This window comes from Bacillus sp. Root131, assembly GCF_001429475.1.
Classification (GTDB): domain Bacteria; phylum Bacillota; class Bacilli; order Bacillales; family Bacillaceae_G; genus Bacillus_A; species Bacillus_A thuringiensis_S.
On sequence record NZ_LMJQ01000041.1, the window covers coordinates 185,084 to 202,317 of the forward strand.

A 17,234-nucleotide genomic window follows, 5' to 3' on the forward strand; every position below is an offset into this window, starting at 1 on the left:
CCACCTTACTGTTCTTGTTGCATATCTGATTCATTCACTAATTGTAATCCTCTTAGATTTTCAAGCAACCATTTAGCTTTAACATAATACTCTGCTGTTTTAGCCATTGGCCATGATTCTATTTCGCTTAATGGGATATCTTGAAATGCTTCTTTTATTACTAATGGAAGTTGATTTTCTGAATCCTCCATATGTTTTTCCCATCTAGCTATCATGATCTTAACTTTTTGTGCCTTTGTATATCCTGACTCTTCTAGAATAGAACGACAAAGAATTTCTGGTACACCTGCAAAAATATCTAATGAGTAGTCCTCAATAACTGGTTCGATAACGCAAGTTTTACAGATGTATTCTGTTCGTTCATAGTCATCGTTGTATACTTCCTGGGCGATTTTCAACTCTTCTTTACTTAATGCACGGAAGAAAAATAGTACATCACTTATTTCCTGCATGAAAATATGTCCGTGTTCTTCATGCCACATACGCAATTGTTCTTTGAAGTATACTTCTTCTTCATACGTTTCAAATTCAATAGGTAATTCTTCTACCTTGTCATTCAATAAATTAGGATCGATTAACATGTTATTTCCCCCTTATAATAAAAATAGGAGGCGATAATACGCCTCCTCCGCTTTTAGCTTAAGCGCATTGCGCCTGTTTTCGCTACGAATCCTGACTTCTCTAACACCATTTCATGTAACAGTGTAGGAATACCAGCTTTACCATTTGTCATATTCATGAAACCGTAGTTAGCAGGGAAAAGAACTGCTTTCTCACAAATACGTTCTTCTTTATAGAAGTTATCTGCATTTGGAATTTTAGCAATATCCTTGTATTCTTTACGCTTAATTGGGCGCCATACGAATTGGTTTTCTTCATCAAATTCAGTGTAGTATACTTCTCCTGCGTACATTGACTTCCATTTTTCTAACTCGTTATAAGTTGGACCACCTGGGAAGATTTCTTGTTCTGCTTTTGAAACATCATCTTCATCAAATTTTTCTCCTGCTGGTACAACTGGAGCTTCTTGATCCTCCATGAAAACTTCTTCTTTTTCAGTACGTTTTGCCATTGTGTTTCCTCCTCTTTCTCTCATAAATATAAACGACTTTTAGGTTACTATAACTCTGTTATGTAAACCGTCTAGTCAGACTAATACGCTTTTTGTACATTTCCTGAGATATCTTTCGCTATAAAAGTATATACTTCAGAAATGGGGTTTCCAGATGGATCTACTCTCTGAGAAACACCTGTTAGTTGTACACCGACAATTGTTTGAGCGGTCTTGTAGCTTCCTGCTCCTCTAACAGCGCAAGGATTATTCCCGTAAGTTAATAAGATATTGAAACCATGTTCCTTTAAAGCCTTATTCTTTGCGTTTTCATTTGTGCTATAAAAGAATGTATCGGTTTTACGACTATCTATTAACTTAGAAGAATTAGAGTTTGTTCCCCACAGTGCATTTTCATAATCATCTGCTAATGCTTGGAAGTTATCTATAAGGTCTTCAACCTTTGTGTTTTTGTGGGCACTCTGTCCACCATCACCGTTAAATTCTGATAGGTTGAACCACTCTTGTTCGTCTGTCATTTCAGAACTTAAACTATTAAGTACGGTTTGTAAATAACCAGCTTCTTTGAAGTTGATAGAAAAAGAACCTTGAACAAAACGATTTCCTCTAGCTACCTTGTCCCACGTATATGAAGCAAATCCGTAAATTGGTGCTAATTGCTCTTGCATTGTCCATTCAATCTCTACAATTTCATCTATCCAGTTGTCCCCGAAATAGATTCTGATATCTGTTCCTGAGTAATAATTCGCATAACCCTTTTTAGATTGACCTGTTGGTGTGTAAGCTCCATCACTCATACTTCTTACCACCCTTCATCAAAAACATCTGGTTTCATTGTGTCTATATCTAAAGCAATGAACTCCATTGTATTTTCTGTAATCATGTCTTCAACCGACATCGTTTGTCCTTCTGAGATAAGATATACCCCATAGATTACTAATCTTGAAGACTGTCCATACTCATTCATAAAGTTAATTGTTATATCGAATGGTGGAAGCTCATCACTCTTATTAATAGGACAATTACCTGAATTGTTATTATGATCTCTCATGATTTCATATAAAACGTGACGGTCAAATACAGTAAAGATTAGACTTCCTGCCACCGTTCTTGCTCCACGCACAACACCTTTAGCTGCAATCTGCCCCAAGGCATACACCGGAGCTGTTGGTCTAAATACAGAATAAGAGATTGTCTGTAATTGACCTAACACTACAGACTTACCGCCTTCGGGAGTTACAACAGCAACAATATCCGTACCTGCAAAACTCGTATAAGTCTTCTGGTATTTACTTGTCATGAAGACACCTGCCTTTCTATTTTCTATAAACGGAACATAACCACTCGAAAATAATTTTGCTACCAAATACAAAAAAGAGATGCCGAAGCACCTCTTTAGTTGTTATTATTCTACTTCCCAATCATCTTGTGGACGCATCTCAACGATGTTACGAGCGATGAAAGTACAAGCTTTTTCTGTAGTGTTATCATCAACACTTAAGCCCATTCCTTCATTAAGAATCTCTACACCGTAGATTTCCATTTTACTAGCTTGTCCATATTCGTTAAGGAAGTTGATAGTGATATCAAATGGAGGGATTTCGTCGATGAAGTTGGCTTTACGTTTTGTCTGCCATCCTTGTACAAGGTCATTACGTTGAGTTAAAGCTGCAGCGTTTGCATCTACATCTAAAACTTGAGTAGTGCTACTTGCTAGGGCATCTGTTTGGTTTAAACCATGACGGTGAACAGTAGCTTGTTGTTTAAGGTTGAACAGTGCATCACGGTCGAAGATAGTAAATACTAAACTTCCTGCGATACCACGTTTACCACGAGAGAAAGATTTTGGGTTTGGGTCACCCATTACATACACAGGACCTTTTTCACGAGTAACTGAGTAAGTAATAGCTTGTAATTGACCAACTACCTGTCCATTAAATGTACATACGATGTCTGATCCACCGTAAGTAGTAAATGTTTTGCTATAGCGAGAAGCTGTTGTACTCATAGGTTAGTAACCTCCTGTTATTCTTTTATGTAAGAGAGGGGCGTTGATTCCCCTCTTCTCATCAATGGTTCTTATTGACCAAGGCTTTGTAGCATGTACTCAGGAGGAGCTAAGTTAACTTGAACTTCTACACGACGTAATTCAAATGCCGGGATGATTTCTAAATTAACTGTTGCTTCGTCTAAGTAAACTCCAAGGTTCCCGATTGTAAATTTGTATCCTTGGATAGCACCTGCTTCGCGGATTTTTTCTAATGCCGACTTAATAGCAGTGTTCATTGCGTTGTATTGTGGCATTTCGTTCGCTTCACCAATGAATGGCTCTACTGCTTCACGAACAACTTGGATTGCAAGCTGAGTGATACGAAGAGTAGATAAACGAGCAAAGTCACTTTCACGTACTTTTCCAGCCATAAAGATAGATGGAGCAGTTGTGATTCCGTCTGTAACAACTAGTTGAGTTGAATCTTTCAAACGGAATGTAACGATTTTCTTGCTAGTCAGTTTAGAAAGTTGGCGAAGAGAGTAGTCAAAGCGGATAGCTTTAACACCTTTGATTGGTTTGTTTGTAGGAGCACTTTCTTTTCGAAGAGTTGAAAGTAGTGCAGCGTAGTGAGTCGCACCATTTACATAGTGCATTGAGTTTGTTGTTGGCATGATTACTCCAACTTCAGACCCTACTACTTGAAGGTAAGGAGAGATTTCTGTGTCAAGCTTAGCTAGCTCGTCCACATATTTGCGGATTGTAGAAACTTTCGTATCTACTGGAGATTTAACCCCGATGTATCCGATAGCAGCTGACTTCATTAAAGTCTTCATAGAACAATAATCAGCAACTGTTTGAGCAAATGAACCGCGATGGATTACACCAAAGCTAGTTTTTTGCCATTTAGCTACTTGATTACTTAATTGAAGACCGGTAGCTGTTGTACCAGCTTGTACAGAAGCAGGAGCATCGAAGTAAAGAACAATTTTACCACTGTCTTCTCTTACGTTAGCTTTGATACCAGTTGGATCTGCATCGATAACAGCTTTGATATCTTTTACTAAGTCACTAATAGTTAGTGTGCTGCCGTTGTAAGTCTTTTCAGGAAGCGTAAACGTTAGATCTTTACCATCAACTTTTACTACTAGCTTATCGTTAGTTCCAGTTGTAATTTCTACTGGATAAACAATAGAATTAGATTCCATTACATAAGAAGAAGTAACCATTCCACTGATGTAAGGGAAATCTTCAGAGTTTGGAACTTCAGGGAAGAATTCACCAACTAGGTTAGTTGCTTCGTCCTCAAGCGTGACTCCTTTAAGAACTACGTGATCTACATTAAAATCAAGTAAGTCGCTCATTAGTAAGTCGTAGAAATAGATAAACTTACGACGGATACGAACTGCTTCTGTAGTACCAACTAAAACGTTTTTGAACTTAGCTTCAGCTTCTTGTGAAGTGTTTCCTTCAGCTACATAAGCATCGATTGCAAATTGCTCAAGTTCAGTAGCGCGCTCTGTGCTGATTTCTTTAAGAGCTACTAGGTATACCATTCTAGCTCCGCCATCAGTAGCAGCTTTCCACTCTGCAGCAATCGGGTTAACTTCTCCTGCTACATAGAAATCACCGAATCCAGCTTGCACAAGTTCAGATGAACTACGGATTAATACTGGTTCTTCAGGAGCATCTTTCGCAAGAGATGGAGCGATGATTAGGATCGACTCTGATCCGCCTCGTTCTGGAATAATTAAGCCACCATCTTTTAGCGTGACATTAATGCCAGGAAGATTTTCGTAAAGCATAGGTTTGCCCCCTCTTTATTTTGTTGTATTTGAAAAGCGACGAGCGCTATTCACCCAGTTGAGTGTTTGTTGTTTCTTGGAGTCTCTTCTCTACGACATCTATCACACGGAAGATATCTACAGGGACTTCTGTTAATTCTTCGAACTTAGCAAAGTAAACAAGTCTACGAGTCTTACTAGCATCACGTATATTTGCCTTTGATAAGTCTGTTTCCATCCTTACGAATTGAAGTTCTTTAAGCCCCTTCTCTTTAAGGAATCCCGTGTATGTTGCAAGCGTTTGACGAAACTCTTTTGTGAGCTTGTCCACTCGCGCATTGGTTTCTTCCCAAATCTCAAAAACAATCTCCGCATCAAATACCTGTCCATAAATCTTAGTTGCAGGTGGTAGAGTCCCATTAGAATCCTCATTAAAAGCAAGGTAACGTTGACGTGGTTTAATTTCTCTGGTGTTTTTACCGATTAAACCTGGTTGCATTACGCTAAGATAATGAACGATGACCGGGTATTCTACATGCTTGTCATCTGTTACATTTGGTCCGTCGGGAATAAAACTTCCCCACTTAGGGCCCCATGCGGCATCTAATAAATACTTGATTGTCTTTGTCATGTCTTCATAGTCCATAGAACCATTTGCTTGAGTTGGCTTATTGATTTCTACTACCATGAAACATTCACCTCACTTGATGGAATATAACTAAAGGAAGTTTTAACCGATTCAATTTCCCCATACAACTCAAATGAGATTGATAGAGTAAGATTTACTTGGTCATAATCTAAGACTTCCATTTTTACATTTCTGTAGATTGGATGATCTTCTGAAAGATTATCGATGAAGGCATCAACTTGTGTGATGATGGATTGAAGTAATACGAAGCTGAATGGCTCTCCAATGTATTGATTGAAGAATCCAGCGATTCGGTTAACGTCGTAACTTATACTTCGAAGGTAATGAGGTTTTGAATAGAGTGTGTTCTGAGGGTAAAGATTTTTTGAGGAAAAAGGAACAAATCCTTTTTTAATTGATGGTACGATACATATATAACCACTACTTGTTAATTTAGCAACTTCAACCTTTTTGAGTTCCCTACTTTGTAACGTATTTATATACAGTAGCTGTTTATTAGTTGCTGAATTGTGGAAATTAGGTAGTTTGTATCGCATACAAGCGTAAGTTGCTGCGGCTGGCATAGATAAGTACTTAGGATTTTCCGAATCCTGCACACCAACTACAACTTCTACATGTTCCAAATGACGACTTTTTTCCTTATTAGTAGAGGCCTTTTCTAGAAGTGTTTGTATCTGAGGTTCATATGTATCTTCACCTGTCACTCCATAACGATTTCCTGAGAACAAGTCAGAGCATAAAACAGCTGAGCAAAAAATCGATTGTTCACTTGTTTTCGTCTTAGCAAATTCTCCAAATATAGAGGTTAGTTCAGCAGATGCTTTTTCGTAAGGAATGTCTGTAAATAGAAGTGTATCTATTTGAAAACTACTTAGCTCCCCTGTAAAGAACAATTCGCTTCCATCTTCATCAATTAAACTATCTCTTAATAGCTGTAATTGCATTTGGAGCTTATCGTCTGAGTCTGAATCATCATGATTACTTACATAATGGAATCCATCGTCCGCTCCTGTAAATCGAACGTGTCTTTCTGCTAAACATAATCCTGCTATAGGAATCTGATTAACAACTTCTACATCGACTTCTCCTGCTTTAAAATAGAGATCCTGTTTGATTGCAAAAGCTAATTCATCTAAGCCTTTATAATCAGCAAACAAATATGAGTAACTATTGTTTATACCTTTAACCACCATATGAGTTGGGAATAAGTGAATACTGATATGGTTTGATTCATCCGTTGCTTCTAATGTTTTAAATCGAAGTGCAGGAGTGTTTAATTCATCATGATCAACTACACATTCCCCATGTGTTCCATTTAATCGTAGGATTAGTGGTGTAATCCTGTTCTTTCTTGCCATTCTTACGTTTTCCGTTAGACGACAATCACCAAGAACATAAGACGGGTCTGTGTTCTCTCGGATGATAAAAGGTGTCCCTACTGGCCCATTAAAAGAAAAACCCGCTAACACTAGAAAGCGAGTATTCTTTTCCATGTGAGAAGGGAAGATAAGTTGATTGTATTTATACATTCTTACCCCTCCAATAAAATATTGTATTGTTTTACGCCGTTTATTTCTGAAATGCGAATGCCACGTATTTTGCTTCTTACAGGTTGTACAGTAGCATAGTAGACCTTGTAAATTGTTTTTCCTTCTCCAAGATCCTGAGTGTGGTCTACGTTTGTGATTTTCCATATACCCTCATCTTTATAAGAAGGTCGTCCGAAATTATCCCAATCCACTTCTACAATCAAGTCTTTTTCGTTAGCTATCATGTTTGGTTGGAAGTAATACTTTCTACCTCCTGTTAATACATCTCCAATAGGATTTTCCTTTAAGAGTCCTGCTAACTGTGGTTCTAAAGCAATCGTTTCAGCTCTTGTCGTATGCCTTTCAGCAATGAAAGAATAACCCAGTCCGAGACAAATCGGACAATTACGATCTGCCTCTTGGGTTACTTCGTTATAACAAGAACATAAAAGCTTTTTATCTTGTCTAAGAACCAGTACATCATGACCGTACTCTTCCAAGATCTTTTTGAATTCATTAGATAGGTCGAAACTTACTCTCATTATCTATTCACCTACTTATCGAAGTCTTTCAGTGTAGTTCTTGTTACGAAATCAGGATATGGTGATACTGATTCACCTTTTACTGCGTTACCTGGTTTTGCATATCCTCTATTGTGATGACCATGAATAAGATCTTCCCAAGGTTTTAATGCTCCTTGTAGTTTTCTAATCATAGAAGACACATTGTTTGAGCTTGAGCTTCCTGCCTTCTTCGTTACGGATAAGTCACCTAGTTTAATGCTCTCATCACCACTTGAAGAAACAGCACTTCCACCGCTTAGTAACGAGTCGATAGTTACTTGTGTGTTTACATATTCATTAATGTAATAAGGCGCGTCACCATCTTTATGAAGTTCTTCATCAAATGCTGGTGATTCAAACCATATATCACATGCAAACTGACTGTACTTTCTCATTAATGACTGAAGGAATCGAGTTGATGGATTTAATCCAAACTGTTTCAATACCTCTCTGATTTGAGTAATGTCACCATGTAGATGCTCTGGTGTACCTACAAAACTAAATGTATACGTCATTCCAGTAGGTAAAGTGTTTTCGCCTTTTAGATTCTTAGAAACTACTACTGTATATTCCTTACCCTGTCTAAAGACAGTAGGGCCTTCTACAGGTGTAAAGACTAATACGTTATCATTCTCTTCATCTAGGCTTATACGACCTTTTATAGCCTTATTAGGGCTATATGCACCTCTCATATCAATTAAGGAAAGCTGTTGTTTGTATGGAGCTTCTACAACGTAGAATAAAGGGTTTGTTTCGGGTTGATCTTCCCCGAATAAGCTACTAGCAATAGTATCTGTAAACACGACAACTACTTCCGAAGGTTTTTGTAACTCTCCTGTTTGAGGGAAATGATCGACAATAGATAACTGACCAACTATTGTTCCTCCCCCGCCGCTTTCTCCACCATCACCTGTAGTTGGTGGTTCTACTACTGGTGGAGTTACGGGTTGTTCTCCTTTTTTCTCGATGTAAATTTGACTTGTTAACCAAGCTGTCTCCTTATCACCTGTAACACCTTGAACATGTACATAATAATTCTTCTCTGGTTCTAAACGATAAGGGATAGTGAAGCTAAGACTTGTTGTTTTACCCTCTAGTGGGTTCTTTGGCCACAAATCATACGCTTCGGGATTGTTAGATGTTGATAGACGAACATTAAAGTAAATCTCTTCCCCATCTACTAACCCATTAGGCAAGTCCCACTTAGCAGAAACAAAGTAATAATCTTGCGCTAATACCAAGTTTTCTAAAGCAGTAATTCCCTTTTTCTGAACAGTTACAAACTCATATGTCTTTGTACTAGGAAGATAATTGTTATCGATTGAAGCAACCCCGCTTGCCCCGCCCATTACCATTGTTTGATACTGTGTATTAGGTTCAAGTGGAGTGTTAGGAGTAATCTCGTACACTTTATTCACGTTGTTATATCGCCCAGTGTGCTCTACGAAATCACCATTTACTTTTCTTAGGCGAATCGTATTATTATTTAACGTATCAAGATTGATATGTTTAGCGAACGTGATTGTTATTTTAGTAGATAGCTCTACATTTGATTCATTCGATACCGGATTAACACCCAATACTAGATATGCATTAGAAGGCATCTACCTCACCTCGCTTATTCAGTTTCTTTTTTAGTGCTTTTACGAGTTCTCTTAACTGGTTTAACTGCAGCTGCTTCCATCACTGGTTCTTCTTTTTCCGGTTCAACTACTTCTGGTTCTTCTTTTTCCGGTTCAACTACTTCTGGTTCTTCTGGTTTAACTGGTTCTTCTGGTTTAACTGGTTCTTCATCTTCAGCAATGTTGTTGCCATTAACGAATTCTAGAGTTTGTTTGTCATAAGGGAGTAAGATGTTTTTACGTAAAGCGGATTGGATACCTGACAGCTTATTCTCTTCAATATCAATTGAATGTACAGAAATTGAGCTAATAGAATGCTCTCCAGCTTTTTTAAATAAGATACCGCTCACTTCTTCTTCGAATTCCTCTTCAAAATAAAATGGAGATAAAAATACTTTTAATTCTTTCATGAATAATACATCCTTTCAGTTCTATGTTTTGGTCTATCCTATAAAAGAAGCCCCTACATCAACTGTAGGAGCTCCGTAGGAACATAATTGTTATTTAATTAGATAACATCGTGCTTCTTAGCTTCTGCACCTTGCATATCCTTTGGTAAAGGCATATCAGCAAAGCTACGAGTTGGAGCTGGGTAAGTTTTAGCGAACTTGATGTTCTTAGCAACAGCGATTGCTTTTCCGCCGTTTAGTACGCCTACGCCATAACGCTCACGTAATTTTAGAGATTGGATGTCACGAGTTGGATCATCGAATTGCTCTGTAGAGATTTCGTCTTTAACTAGCATTACACCAACGTTGTTTTTGTCTACTAGGAAGAAATCGAATTTCTTGTTAGCTTGATCGAAAGGAACGAATGGAGAGAATACTACTTCTAAGCCTAATGCGTTCGAAGTGTTGAATGTACGAGGGTCAAAGTTTGAAGTGCCTTGTCCAAATGCAGCAACGCTTGTGCCTTCTAAAGCAGCGTTCTTAGCAAATAGAGACCAGCAAAGAGGATGCATGATGATTGTTGTAGGAGTGTATCCTGCGCTCATGATTGATACAGCCATGTCGATGATATCTTCAGCAGATAATGTACCGTTAAGTTCGCCATCGAATCCACGACCTGTAGGGTGTCCGTCAGTACCAGCTGGGAATAATTCTGCATCGTATACTACGTGACCAGTTTTCTTAAATTCGTTGAAGCAAATTTCTTCTTTCTTAGCAGCCATTGCACGACCAGCAGCGCGAAGGTGTAATCCGATTACATCCCATTGTGAGTCTGAAATCATTTCGTCAGTAATAGCGATTTTCAAACCGTATTTCTTAACTTTAACATCTACAGATCCGATTCCGCCTTGAGCTAAGTCTAGTGCTTGGTTTGGATATTCTTGTCCTTCTCCGATTTCGAATGCGCGAATTGCTCCAAAGTGGATGAATTCCATTGAACGTCCTTCATTTAATGTAACCTTTTGGAATAGATTAGATACTAATGTTAAAGGTTCAGCAGCTTCTAATACTACTGTAGAGATTACTTTCGGGATTAAAATGTTTGCATCAGCCGATGTTAATGCTTCACTTACTTGTACGCGTTGCTTAGCAGGTACTTTTCCTGCATATGCCATCATTTTTGTGTACTTCTCATGAAGTTCAATATTTTGATTTTTTTCCATGATATATGTATCCTCCTGAGTGTTTGTGGTGAGATTTAAAGTGGGGGATTATAGACTTTCCAGCCCCCACCTTAAATGGGAATTGTGTCTACTTATCTTTTAAGCTGTTGATCTCAGGACCGTAAAGGTTAAACTATTAGGTTATTGTTTTAGGAGATTACATGTTTAGAAGGATAAGTGAGGGGTATTTCGAAGTTGATTATTTTTGAAGTAAGATACGTACTGCACCAACAGAACCTTTGTGATCCCAAGCAGTAGGAATTCCAGCGATTGGATCAACTACCATTGGTACTGTTAAAGTTAAACCAGTGTGTTCTACAGCTGCATCAGTTTCATTGATTGGTAAGTAGATAACAACAGTGTTGTGAGTAACGTCAACGTGCATATCGTTAGCATTTACTGCTTTACCATCGATTTGAGCAGCTACGTTAGCTAGTTTAGTAGTATCGATTTTTTGTTTTAATTTGATAAATACAGCAGCGTTTTTAACTCCTGCACCAACTACTACTTTGTTGTCTTTAGCGTCGAAAGTAGTACCTTCAGCACCACGAACAGCTTCAACGTTAGCGTTAAGTGTCATTGCACCAGCAGTTCCAGTAGCAACACCGAAGTTGCGAGTTTCTTGAGCGCGGAAGAATCCGTCAGTTAAGAATGGAATTCCAGTTAAACCTTTAGCGCCTAACATTTTTTCGAATTCAGGCTTCCAACCTTTTTCTGTGTAAGAAGATCCATAAGGGAATGCGCCTATACCTGTACCTGGAGCACCTGGAGATGGAGCGTGAGACATTTGTTTTAAGAATGCTTCCATTTCAGGGTTAACTAACTCTGAGTAGTATTGAAGGAATCCAGCTGGTGGAAGTTCAGTTTCTTTCGCCCAAACTTGTCCAACGATAGCTTCAGGAGCATCTGTGCCTTTTACGTATTTACGGAAGTTACCGTCTTTGTCAGAAACAACGCGGTCACCAGGCATTAATTTTGTTGTATCTTGTTTTTTCTCAGATACAGCAGCACCAAATTTCATTGCTTTTGCAAGTACTTGAGCAGCTTCTAAAGTGTCAGTACCTTCAGTTTCGAATAAAGGAACCTCAACATAGTTACGAGTGATAACAGTTGGTTTTGTTAAAGTTGAATGCATTCCGTCACGACGACGAGAATAAACGTTGTGTAAGTTTACACCAGCAATTTTTTCAGCTGCATCTGTCGCTTGTTTAACAGCTGTTTTTTGATGACCTGTTTCAGGATCATACTCAGCGCCAACTAATTCAACGATTTTACCTTTTGCAAGTACTACCGTTTGGTTACCCTCTGGGCCGTACTCATAGATGAAAGTTTCTGCACCGTTAGTACGAGAGATAATTAAATCTTCCGCCGGAGCATTACCTTCAGAGATTACTAAGTTAGTATGTGTCTTACCTTTGAACTTGTAAGAACCATTCACATTTGGAAATTGTGCCATTTTGAATGTGCCTCCTTGTTATTTGGGGGTTTTATCTACGTCCAGTTAATAGACGAATAATTGCTTCTTCATTACTTGTAACCTTTAATGATTCAGTTGCCAACGTTTTACTTTCAGTAACAACTTTTCCAACCGGTTTCTCTACATGCTCAACAGTACGAGTCGTCTGAATAGGTGGCTTTTCTGCTAGAATGTCTGAGATAGAATCACGTAAGGACTCGATAGAACGAGCAGCAAATTTTGTAGTTGCATCTTCGCGACTAGATTCTTTACCCACTGCCATGCGTAGATCAACTAGGAAACCAACAGTAGATTCATGAAGATCTTTTGCAAGTTTCTCATTTGCACTTGTTAGTTCTTCAATCGTATTTTTAGCTTCAACTAACTCTTCTTGAACTTGAGTAAGTTCAGCAGATTGAGTTTCTTCTTGTTCTGTTACAACTGGCTCTTCGACTACTGGAGTTTCTTCAACAGTCGTAGCTGGAGTTTCTTCCTCTGTAACTTCTTGAGTAGCTTCTTCTACTGTCTCTTCTACAACAGTTTCTTCTGTAGTTGCTTCATCTTTCTCTTCTGTAACCGGAGCAGCTTCTTCTACCACTGGCTCAGTTACAACATTTTTGTCCTCTTGCGTCACTATGTTTTCCTCCTTTTCATTTGATTCACTTACACTTTTAACCACTCCAGAATCAGGAGTCAACGTTGAAGTCGAAGTATCGATATGATTAGCTTTGATTGAGCTTGCCACGATCTTACCCCCACCTAAATCAGTAACACCTTCACCAGTAGACATTGTGTTGCTAGTTAATCCATTCGTTGTAATCATTGCATCGGAATCGGCAGGTACGTTTACCCAACTTAATTCGTCGAAGAATAAGTCACCAGCAACCCATTCACATACATTGCCGTCATACTGTTCTCCACGCATATGACCACACCAACCTTCGTTGATGATGTCTGTTCCACAAACAGTACATACAGCAGCGTTTGTAGTTGCACCGATAGATACAGTTAATAAACGACCTTCTAGAATATCTTTGATTGCTTTTTCTTGAGTAATTTTAGGAGTTACGATAATGCCGGGGCGACCAGCTGAAGTATATTCAGTGAATGAAGCGGAGTAAACACGACCAGTAGCTTCTGTATTAACGTCGTGATTGTGGATAACGGGTTTGGGGAAAGGTTGCGTCCAACTATAAACACCACTTTTTAATTCGTGATTTCCTTTTAGTTTTTCTGCAGTATAGCGGTTAAAGTTACGAGTTCTTCCTTCGTGGATTGCTTCAATCTTTGGATAAAGAACAGTAATTCCACTTTCGCTTGTAGATTCATTAAATGCTGTATCTATTTGTGAGATTTCTGCTTTCGTAGTTACAGATTCATGAATTTCCTTAGGGTCAATATCAAGACCCTTCCACTTTAAAATGTTCATCTTTAGATGACCTCCTTGTTGGTAAGTACAATTGTGCATTCGCAGTTGGTATGATGAGGTGGTATTTGTGTTCTCCAACCATCAGTTAAGAGGATTTCAGAAGAAGCGGATAAGCATGTCTTACAACAATTAGGTTTATGCTTAACATAAACCCTGTCTTTTTTGGCTCTCTCCGCTGCTAGTGCAACTCCATAGTTATAAACTTCATAGGCGATTCGTTTCGCGATAAATCCAATACGATAACGATTAGCTATAAATGCATGGCTAACATGAGCAACTGGTGTTTCCTTTTCATAACAGGCTGATACAGAACTTGTAATATCCTGTGTTAACTTCTTAAATGATTGGCTATGTTTCTCTACCGCGATTTCTGTATCGCCCGGCTGTAATTTCGTTAACTGATTCCCCATTTGGTTTAATCCATCTTGGAATCCATATAGGAATGAACGCTCTACAAATGGACGAGTCTTTTCATAGAATAGTTGAGTAACAAGACCAGTAGTAAATGCAGTTATGGTTTCAGTGTCCTGTTGATTAGAAACTCTATCTTGGACATCCTCCATTGCATCAGACCAGTATTTCTCCATCTTTTCAGTGAATGAACCAACTTGTAATGACTCAGACAAATTAACCAGTTGAGTAGCCTCGGTCAATTTTGTGTTTTCTGAAACTGAAACACTCTTATTTTTCGTCTCAGATGTTTTAGGCTTACCTGGGCTTGTCTGCTTACCATGTTGATTCTCTGGCTGATCTTTGTTGTTACCCTGATTAGCGGCACCTTCACTATCTGCAGATGTGCTTGTTGCTGCGCTAAACATATTTCCATATAGACGAGATTCATCTACTGTTATGTCTTTACCAAGTAACTGACGCATTTCTTCAAACGTAATTGTGTTTTGCATAAACAATTGAACAACATGATTTTCGCGTTTGATTTTTGCATCGAATTCAATCTCGTGGAATATAAAGTCCACTTCATCATCTGGATTTAAAATAGGATCAAATCCACCTTCAAAAAGAAGCTCATTAATGATTGCGAACTTAGCAATATCGGCGAATGTTTTTTGGAAGTCTTTCACGGAGTCATTTAAATCTGAGGATTGATTATCAGATGTGGATTTATTAGCGGTATCCGAAATACCCATGATTGTGTCACTTACTCCTAATCCGGAGAATACACGTTGACGGAAATACTTTAAGTATCCATTTGCATCGATAGCTTGTCCTTGTGAACCAACTACTTCAATGTTGTGACGCTCTGGAACAACTAAGGCTCCATCTACAGGAATGTTACGGATTTCTTCTCGAAGTGTTTCTATTTCTTCATCTGTGGCTTCAAAGCCCGGTTTATCAATACCGACTTTGTATAAATATAGAGGGAATAGGTTGCGGTAAATTAATCTTGCTACGTTCTCTTCGATTTGGCGAAGGAGCTTAACATCATCTAAAGCATTAAAGATGAATGGTATACCGTAAGCACGACCACTTGGTTTGCGATAGGTGAAGTGGACCATATCTTCTGGTTTGTATTGAACACCTTCTCCACCACCACTACCTGCAGTCTCCTCATAAGCTAGAATCTTACCATTATCATCACGACTTACTGTGATGTTTGGAGCAGCTAAGGGGAAGTAACCTGCAATTGGTTGTTTACCTGTGTATCCTATAGCTGTAACACCAGTTGGTAACCCACCCGTCTTTGCACGAGCTTTTACAACGTAGGCATTACCATAAAGGATTAGGTTGTCAGAAATCTCTTGTAGGAATGAATCTATACTTTGACCTGTTGCTTCTGACATTAGTTTTAATCGGGTCCATACATACTCAACTGCTTGATCGTTCTTCCCCGAAATCTCCCAACCATTTTTAAACATTAAGGCTGCATGTTTATCGACAGCTCTGCGAATATAACTGTCCGTATAATAAGCACGTCCAATTTCCGCTAAATCAACTGGCGAATTCTCGAAGTCTCCTCCCCCACCCGCAGTTTTGACGGCTTGCCCTAAACGTTTAACTGCAATTTTCTTTGGGTCACGTTTAGTTGCGGAAGGTGCTTCATTAATAGTTCTTAATCGAACTCCTTTACGAATTCGTTCTATCATATTCAATTTAGTACACCTCTCTTATAGATACTCTAATACCAAAGAATAACCGGCTCTTGCATTTTCCTTGTTTAACGTTTTATCGATTTTCTCTTTTCTCACTTCGTATTCAGACATATACATTGCATACACATCTTGCAGGAATGAATCATACTGTCCTTGTACAAGACTTAATCCTCCAGCCATTTGGTTTAGGAATGATTCCACCCCAGGTGCTTTACTTGGAGATTCTAAGTGTTGCAATGAGTCATACATGTTTAGATACATCTTGTTTCGAAGTTCGAACGCCATAAGTAATTCATCATGTGAGCGCTTTTTACGAGAAAGATTGTTGATGTTCTTCAATACATCTCGATATTGTTTTTTATCTTCAATTTGTTGGTTAAGTTGTAGCTTCAAGGATAACTGCGTTAATTTGAGTAAATCGGTAAGTTGTTCTTTAGTAGAAGCTTGATTTTCTAATAAATTCATAACCCCTTCACTATCAATCTCGCTACCTAAAACTAATCCGGATTTAATAGAGTCGGAACAATCTTCCGAGGCTATAAGAAGACCATCTACAAGAGAACTCATTTCATTAAGTGTTTTTTCCTCACGAATCGCAATATCATAAGGGCGTTTTGCTTTTAAATATTCATCACTTGCTTTAAAGAATTCAGGAGAACCATACTCTGTTCTAAGGGATTCATAATATGTACCTTCATTGTTTTTATACAGTTTTGTTACTTGTCCAAACCATTCTTTTTGTTTCTTAACCGCTTCTTCGATTTGTTCAGTGAAGTCCTTATTTCTTTCTGGTTCAGCAGGAATGTCGCCATCAAGGTAATTCTTTAAAACTGTTTCTTTAAATAAGAAGTATCCCTCTTCTACTGTTAATTGCAATTCCTTTAGGTCTTCATAAAATTCAAGATCTAAATTACCTTCTACATCTTCTGCATATGAATGAACAATGTCTTGGATAAGTGAATTTGCAGGAGCTTCTGGATCTTCAAATGTTTTCTTGTATATATCAAAATCAATAAAACCATTGTTAGCTATGCTTGGATCGAATGATGGTTGTGATTCGTAGATTTTTTCTAATTCCACCTGAGAAATAGGAATCTTTAGGTCTTTTATCTTCTTCTCAACAGAATCAATAAGTACCTTAATCTGATCTAATGTATCGACAAACTTATCGTATTGTTTAGCAGGTTTTTCTTCGGGAACAAAAGAACCATCTTCTTCAAGTTCTTCCGGGTCTTCTCCTATAACTTCTTCTGTTTGCAAATGTACAGTGAACGGTTTATTCGGTTCGTACTTTACTCTTGGTCTGTACTCTATAACGGAACGTTCTAATTCGGTATCTATTTCAACTTTCTTTCCTAAAACTTCATCCATGTTGTTATCCTCCTTTTATTAAAAAAGACGACAGGCCCATTGCGGATAC

The 17,234-nt window shown here is 38.3% G+C and carries 16 protein-coding genes; all 16 read right to left on the reverse strand.

From position 1 onward, the window contains the following. Positions 1-5: 5 nt before the first annotated feature. Positions 6-581, reverse strand: coding sequence for a hypothetical protein (locus tag ASE54_RS29235; RefSeq protein ID WP_000904182.1), 576 nt, complete (start codon positions 579-581; stop codon positions 6-8). 53 nt (positions 582-634) lie between these two features. After that, complete coding sequence (locus ASE54_RS29240) at positions 635-1,072, reverse strand: hypothetical protein (protein ID WP_001129492.1); 438 nt, start codon at positions 1,070-1,072, stop codon at positions 635-637. An 80-nt stretch (positions 1,073-1,152) separates the two neighbouring features. Further along, a complete protein-coding gene (locus ASE54_RS29245; RefSeq protein WP_001279451.1) occupies positions 1,153-1,869 on the reverse strand; it encodes a hypothetical protein in 717 nt (238 codons plus the stop codon). 5 nt (positions 1,870-1,874) lie between these two features. Beyond that, complete coding sequence (locus ASE54_RS29250) at positions 1,875-2,372, reverse strand: hypothetical protein (protein ID WP_033795263.1); 498 nt, start codon at positions 2,370-2,372, stop codon at positions 1,875-1,877. A 105-nt stretch (positions 2,373-2,477) separates the two neighbouring features. Then, positions 2,478-3,080 (reverse strand): hypothetical protein, encoded by a 603-nt coding sequence (locus tag ASE54_RS29255; RefSeq protein WP_000108096.1) that lies wholly within the window; start codon positions 3,078-3,080, stop codon positions 2,478-2,480. Positions 3,081-3,151: 71 nt separating this feature from the next. Next, complete coding sequence (locus ASE54_RS29260; protein ID WP_000965154.1) at positions 3,152-4,867, reverse strand: hypothetical protein; 1,716 nt, start codon at positions 4,865-4,867, stop codon at positions 3,152-3,154. A gap of 46 nt (positions 4,868-4,913) precedes the next feature. After that, positions 4,914-5,534, reverse strand: coding sequence for a hypothetical protein (locus tag ASE54_RS29265; RefSeq protein ID WP_000259710.1), 621 nt, complete (start codon positions 5,532-5,534; stop codon positions 4,914-4,916). Beyond that, entirely contained in the window at positions 5,528-7,024 is a 1,497-nt protein-coding gene (locus ASE54_RS29270; RefSeq protein WP_000280162.1) for a hypothetical protein, read from the reverse strand. Before ASE54_RS29270 ends, ASE54_RS29265 begins: the two co-directional genes overlap by 7 nt. A 2-nt stretch (positions 7,025-7,026) precedes the next feature. Next, complete coding sequence (locus ASE54_RS29275) at positions 7,027-7,566, reverse strand: hypothetical protein (protein ID WP_001266179.1); 540 nt, start codon at positions 7,564-7,566, stop codon at positions 7,027-7,029. Positions 7,567-7,577: 11 nt separating this feature from the next. Next, positions 7,578-9,191, reverse strand: a complete 1,614-nt coding sequence (locus ASE54_RS29280) for an Ig-like domain-containing protein (RefSeq protein ID WP_001139774.1) — start codon at positions 9,189-9,191, stop codon at positions 7,578-7,580. Between the two features lie 14 nt (positions 9,192-9,205). Continuing rightward, on the reverse strand, positions 9,206-9,619 hold the full coding sequence (locus tag ASE54_RS29285; protein WP_003310358.1) for a hypothetical protein: 414 nt from the start codon (positions 9,617-9,619) through the stop codon (positions 9,206-9,208). 98 nt (positions 9,620-9,717) lie between these two features. Beyond that, on the reverse strand, positions 9,718-10,821 hold the full coding sequence (locus tag ASE54_RS29290) for a phage major capsid protein (protein WP_000414480.1): 1,104 nt from the start codon (positions 10,819-10,821) through the stop codon (positions 9,718-9,720). 199 nt (positions 10,822-11,020) lie between these two features. After that, positions 11,021-12,277 carry a hypothetical protein gene (locus ASE54_RS29295; protein ID WP_000046729.1) on the reverse strand — a complete coding sequence of 419 codons (1,257 nt, stop codon included), beginning with the start codon at positions 12,275-12,277 and terminating at the stop codon, positions 11,021-11,023. Between the two features lie 31 nt (positions 12,278-12,308). After that, positions 12,309-13,706, reverse strand: coding sequence for a hypothetical protein (locus tag ASE54_RS29300; protein WP_003310360.1), 1,398 nt, complete (start codon positions 13,704-13,706; stop codon positions 12,309-12,311). 2 nt (positions 13,707-13,708) lie between these two features. Then, positions 13,709-15,808 (reverse strand): phage portal protein, encoded by a 2,100-nt coding sequence (locus tag ASE54_RS29305; protein WP_003254161.1) that lies wholly within the window; start codon positions 15,806-15,808, stop codon positions 13,709-13,711. Positions 15,809-15,829: 21 nt separating this feature from the next. Then, the gene (locus ASE54_RS29310) at positions 15,830-17,185 is read right to left on the reverse strand and encodes a hypothetical protein (RefSeq protein ID WP_000344680.1); all 1,356 of its coding nucleotides are present in this window, start codon (positions 17,183-17,185) and stop codon (positions 15,830-15,832) included. Positions 17,186-17,234 lie beyond the last annotated feature (49 nt).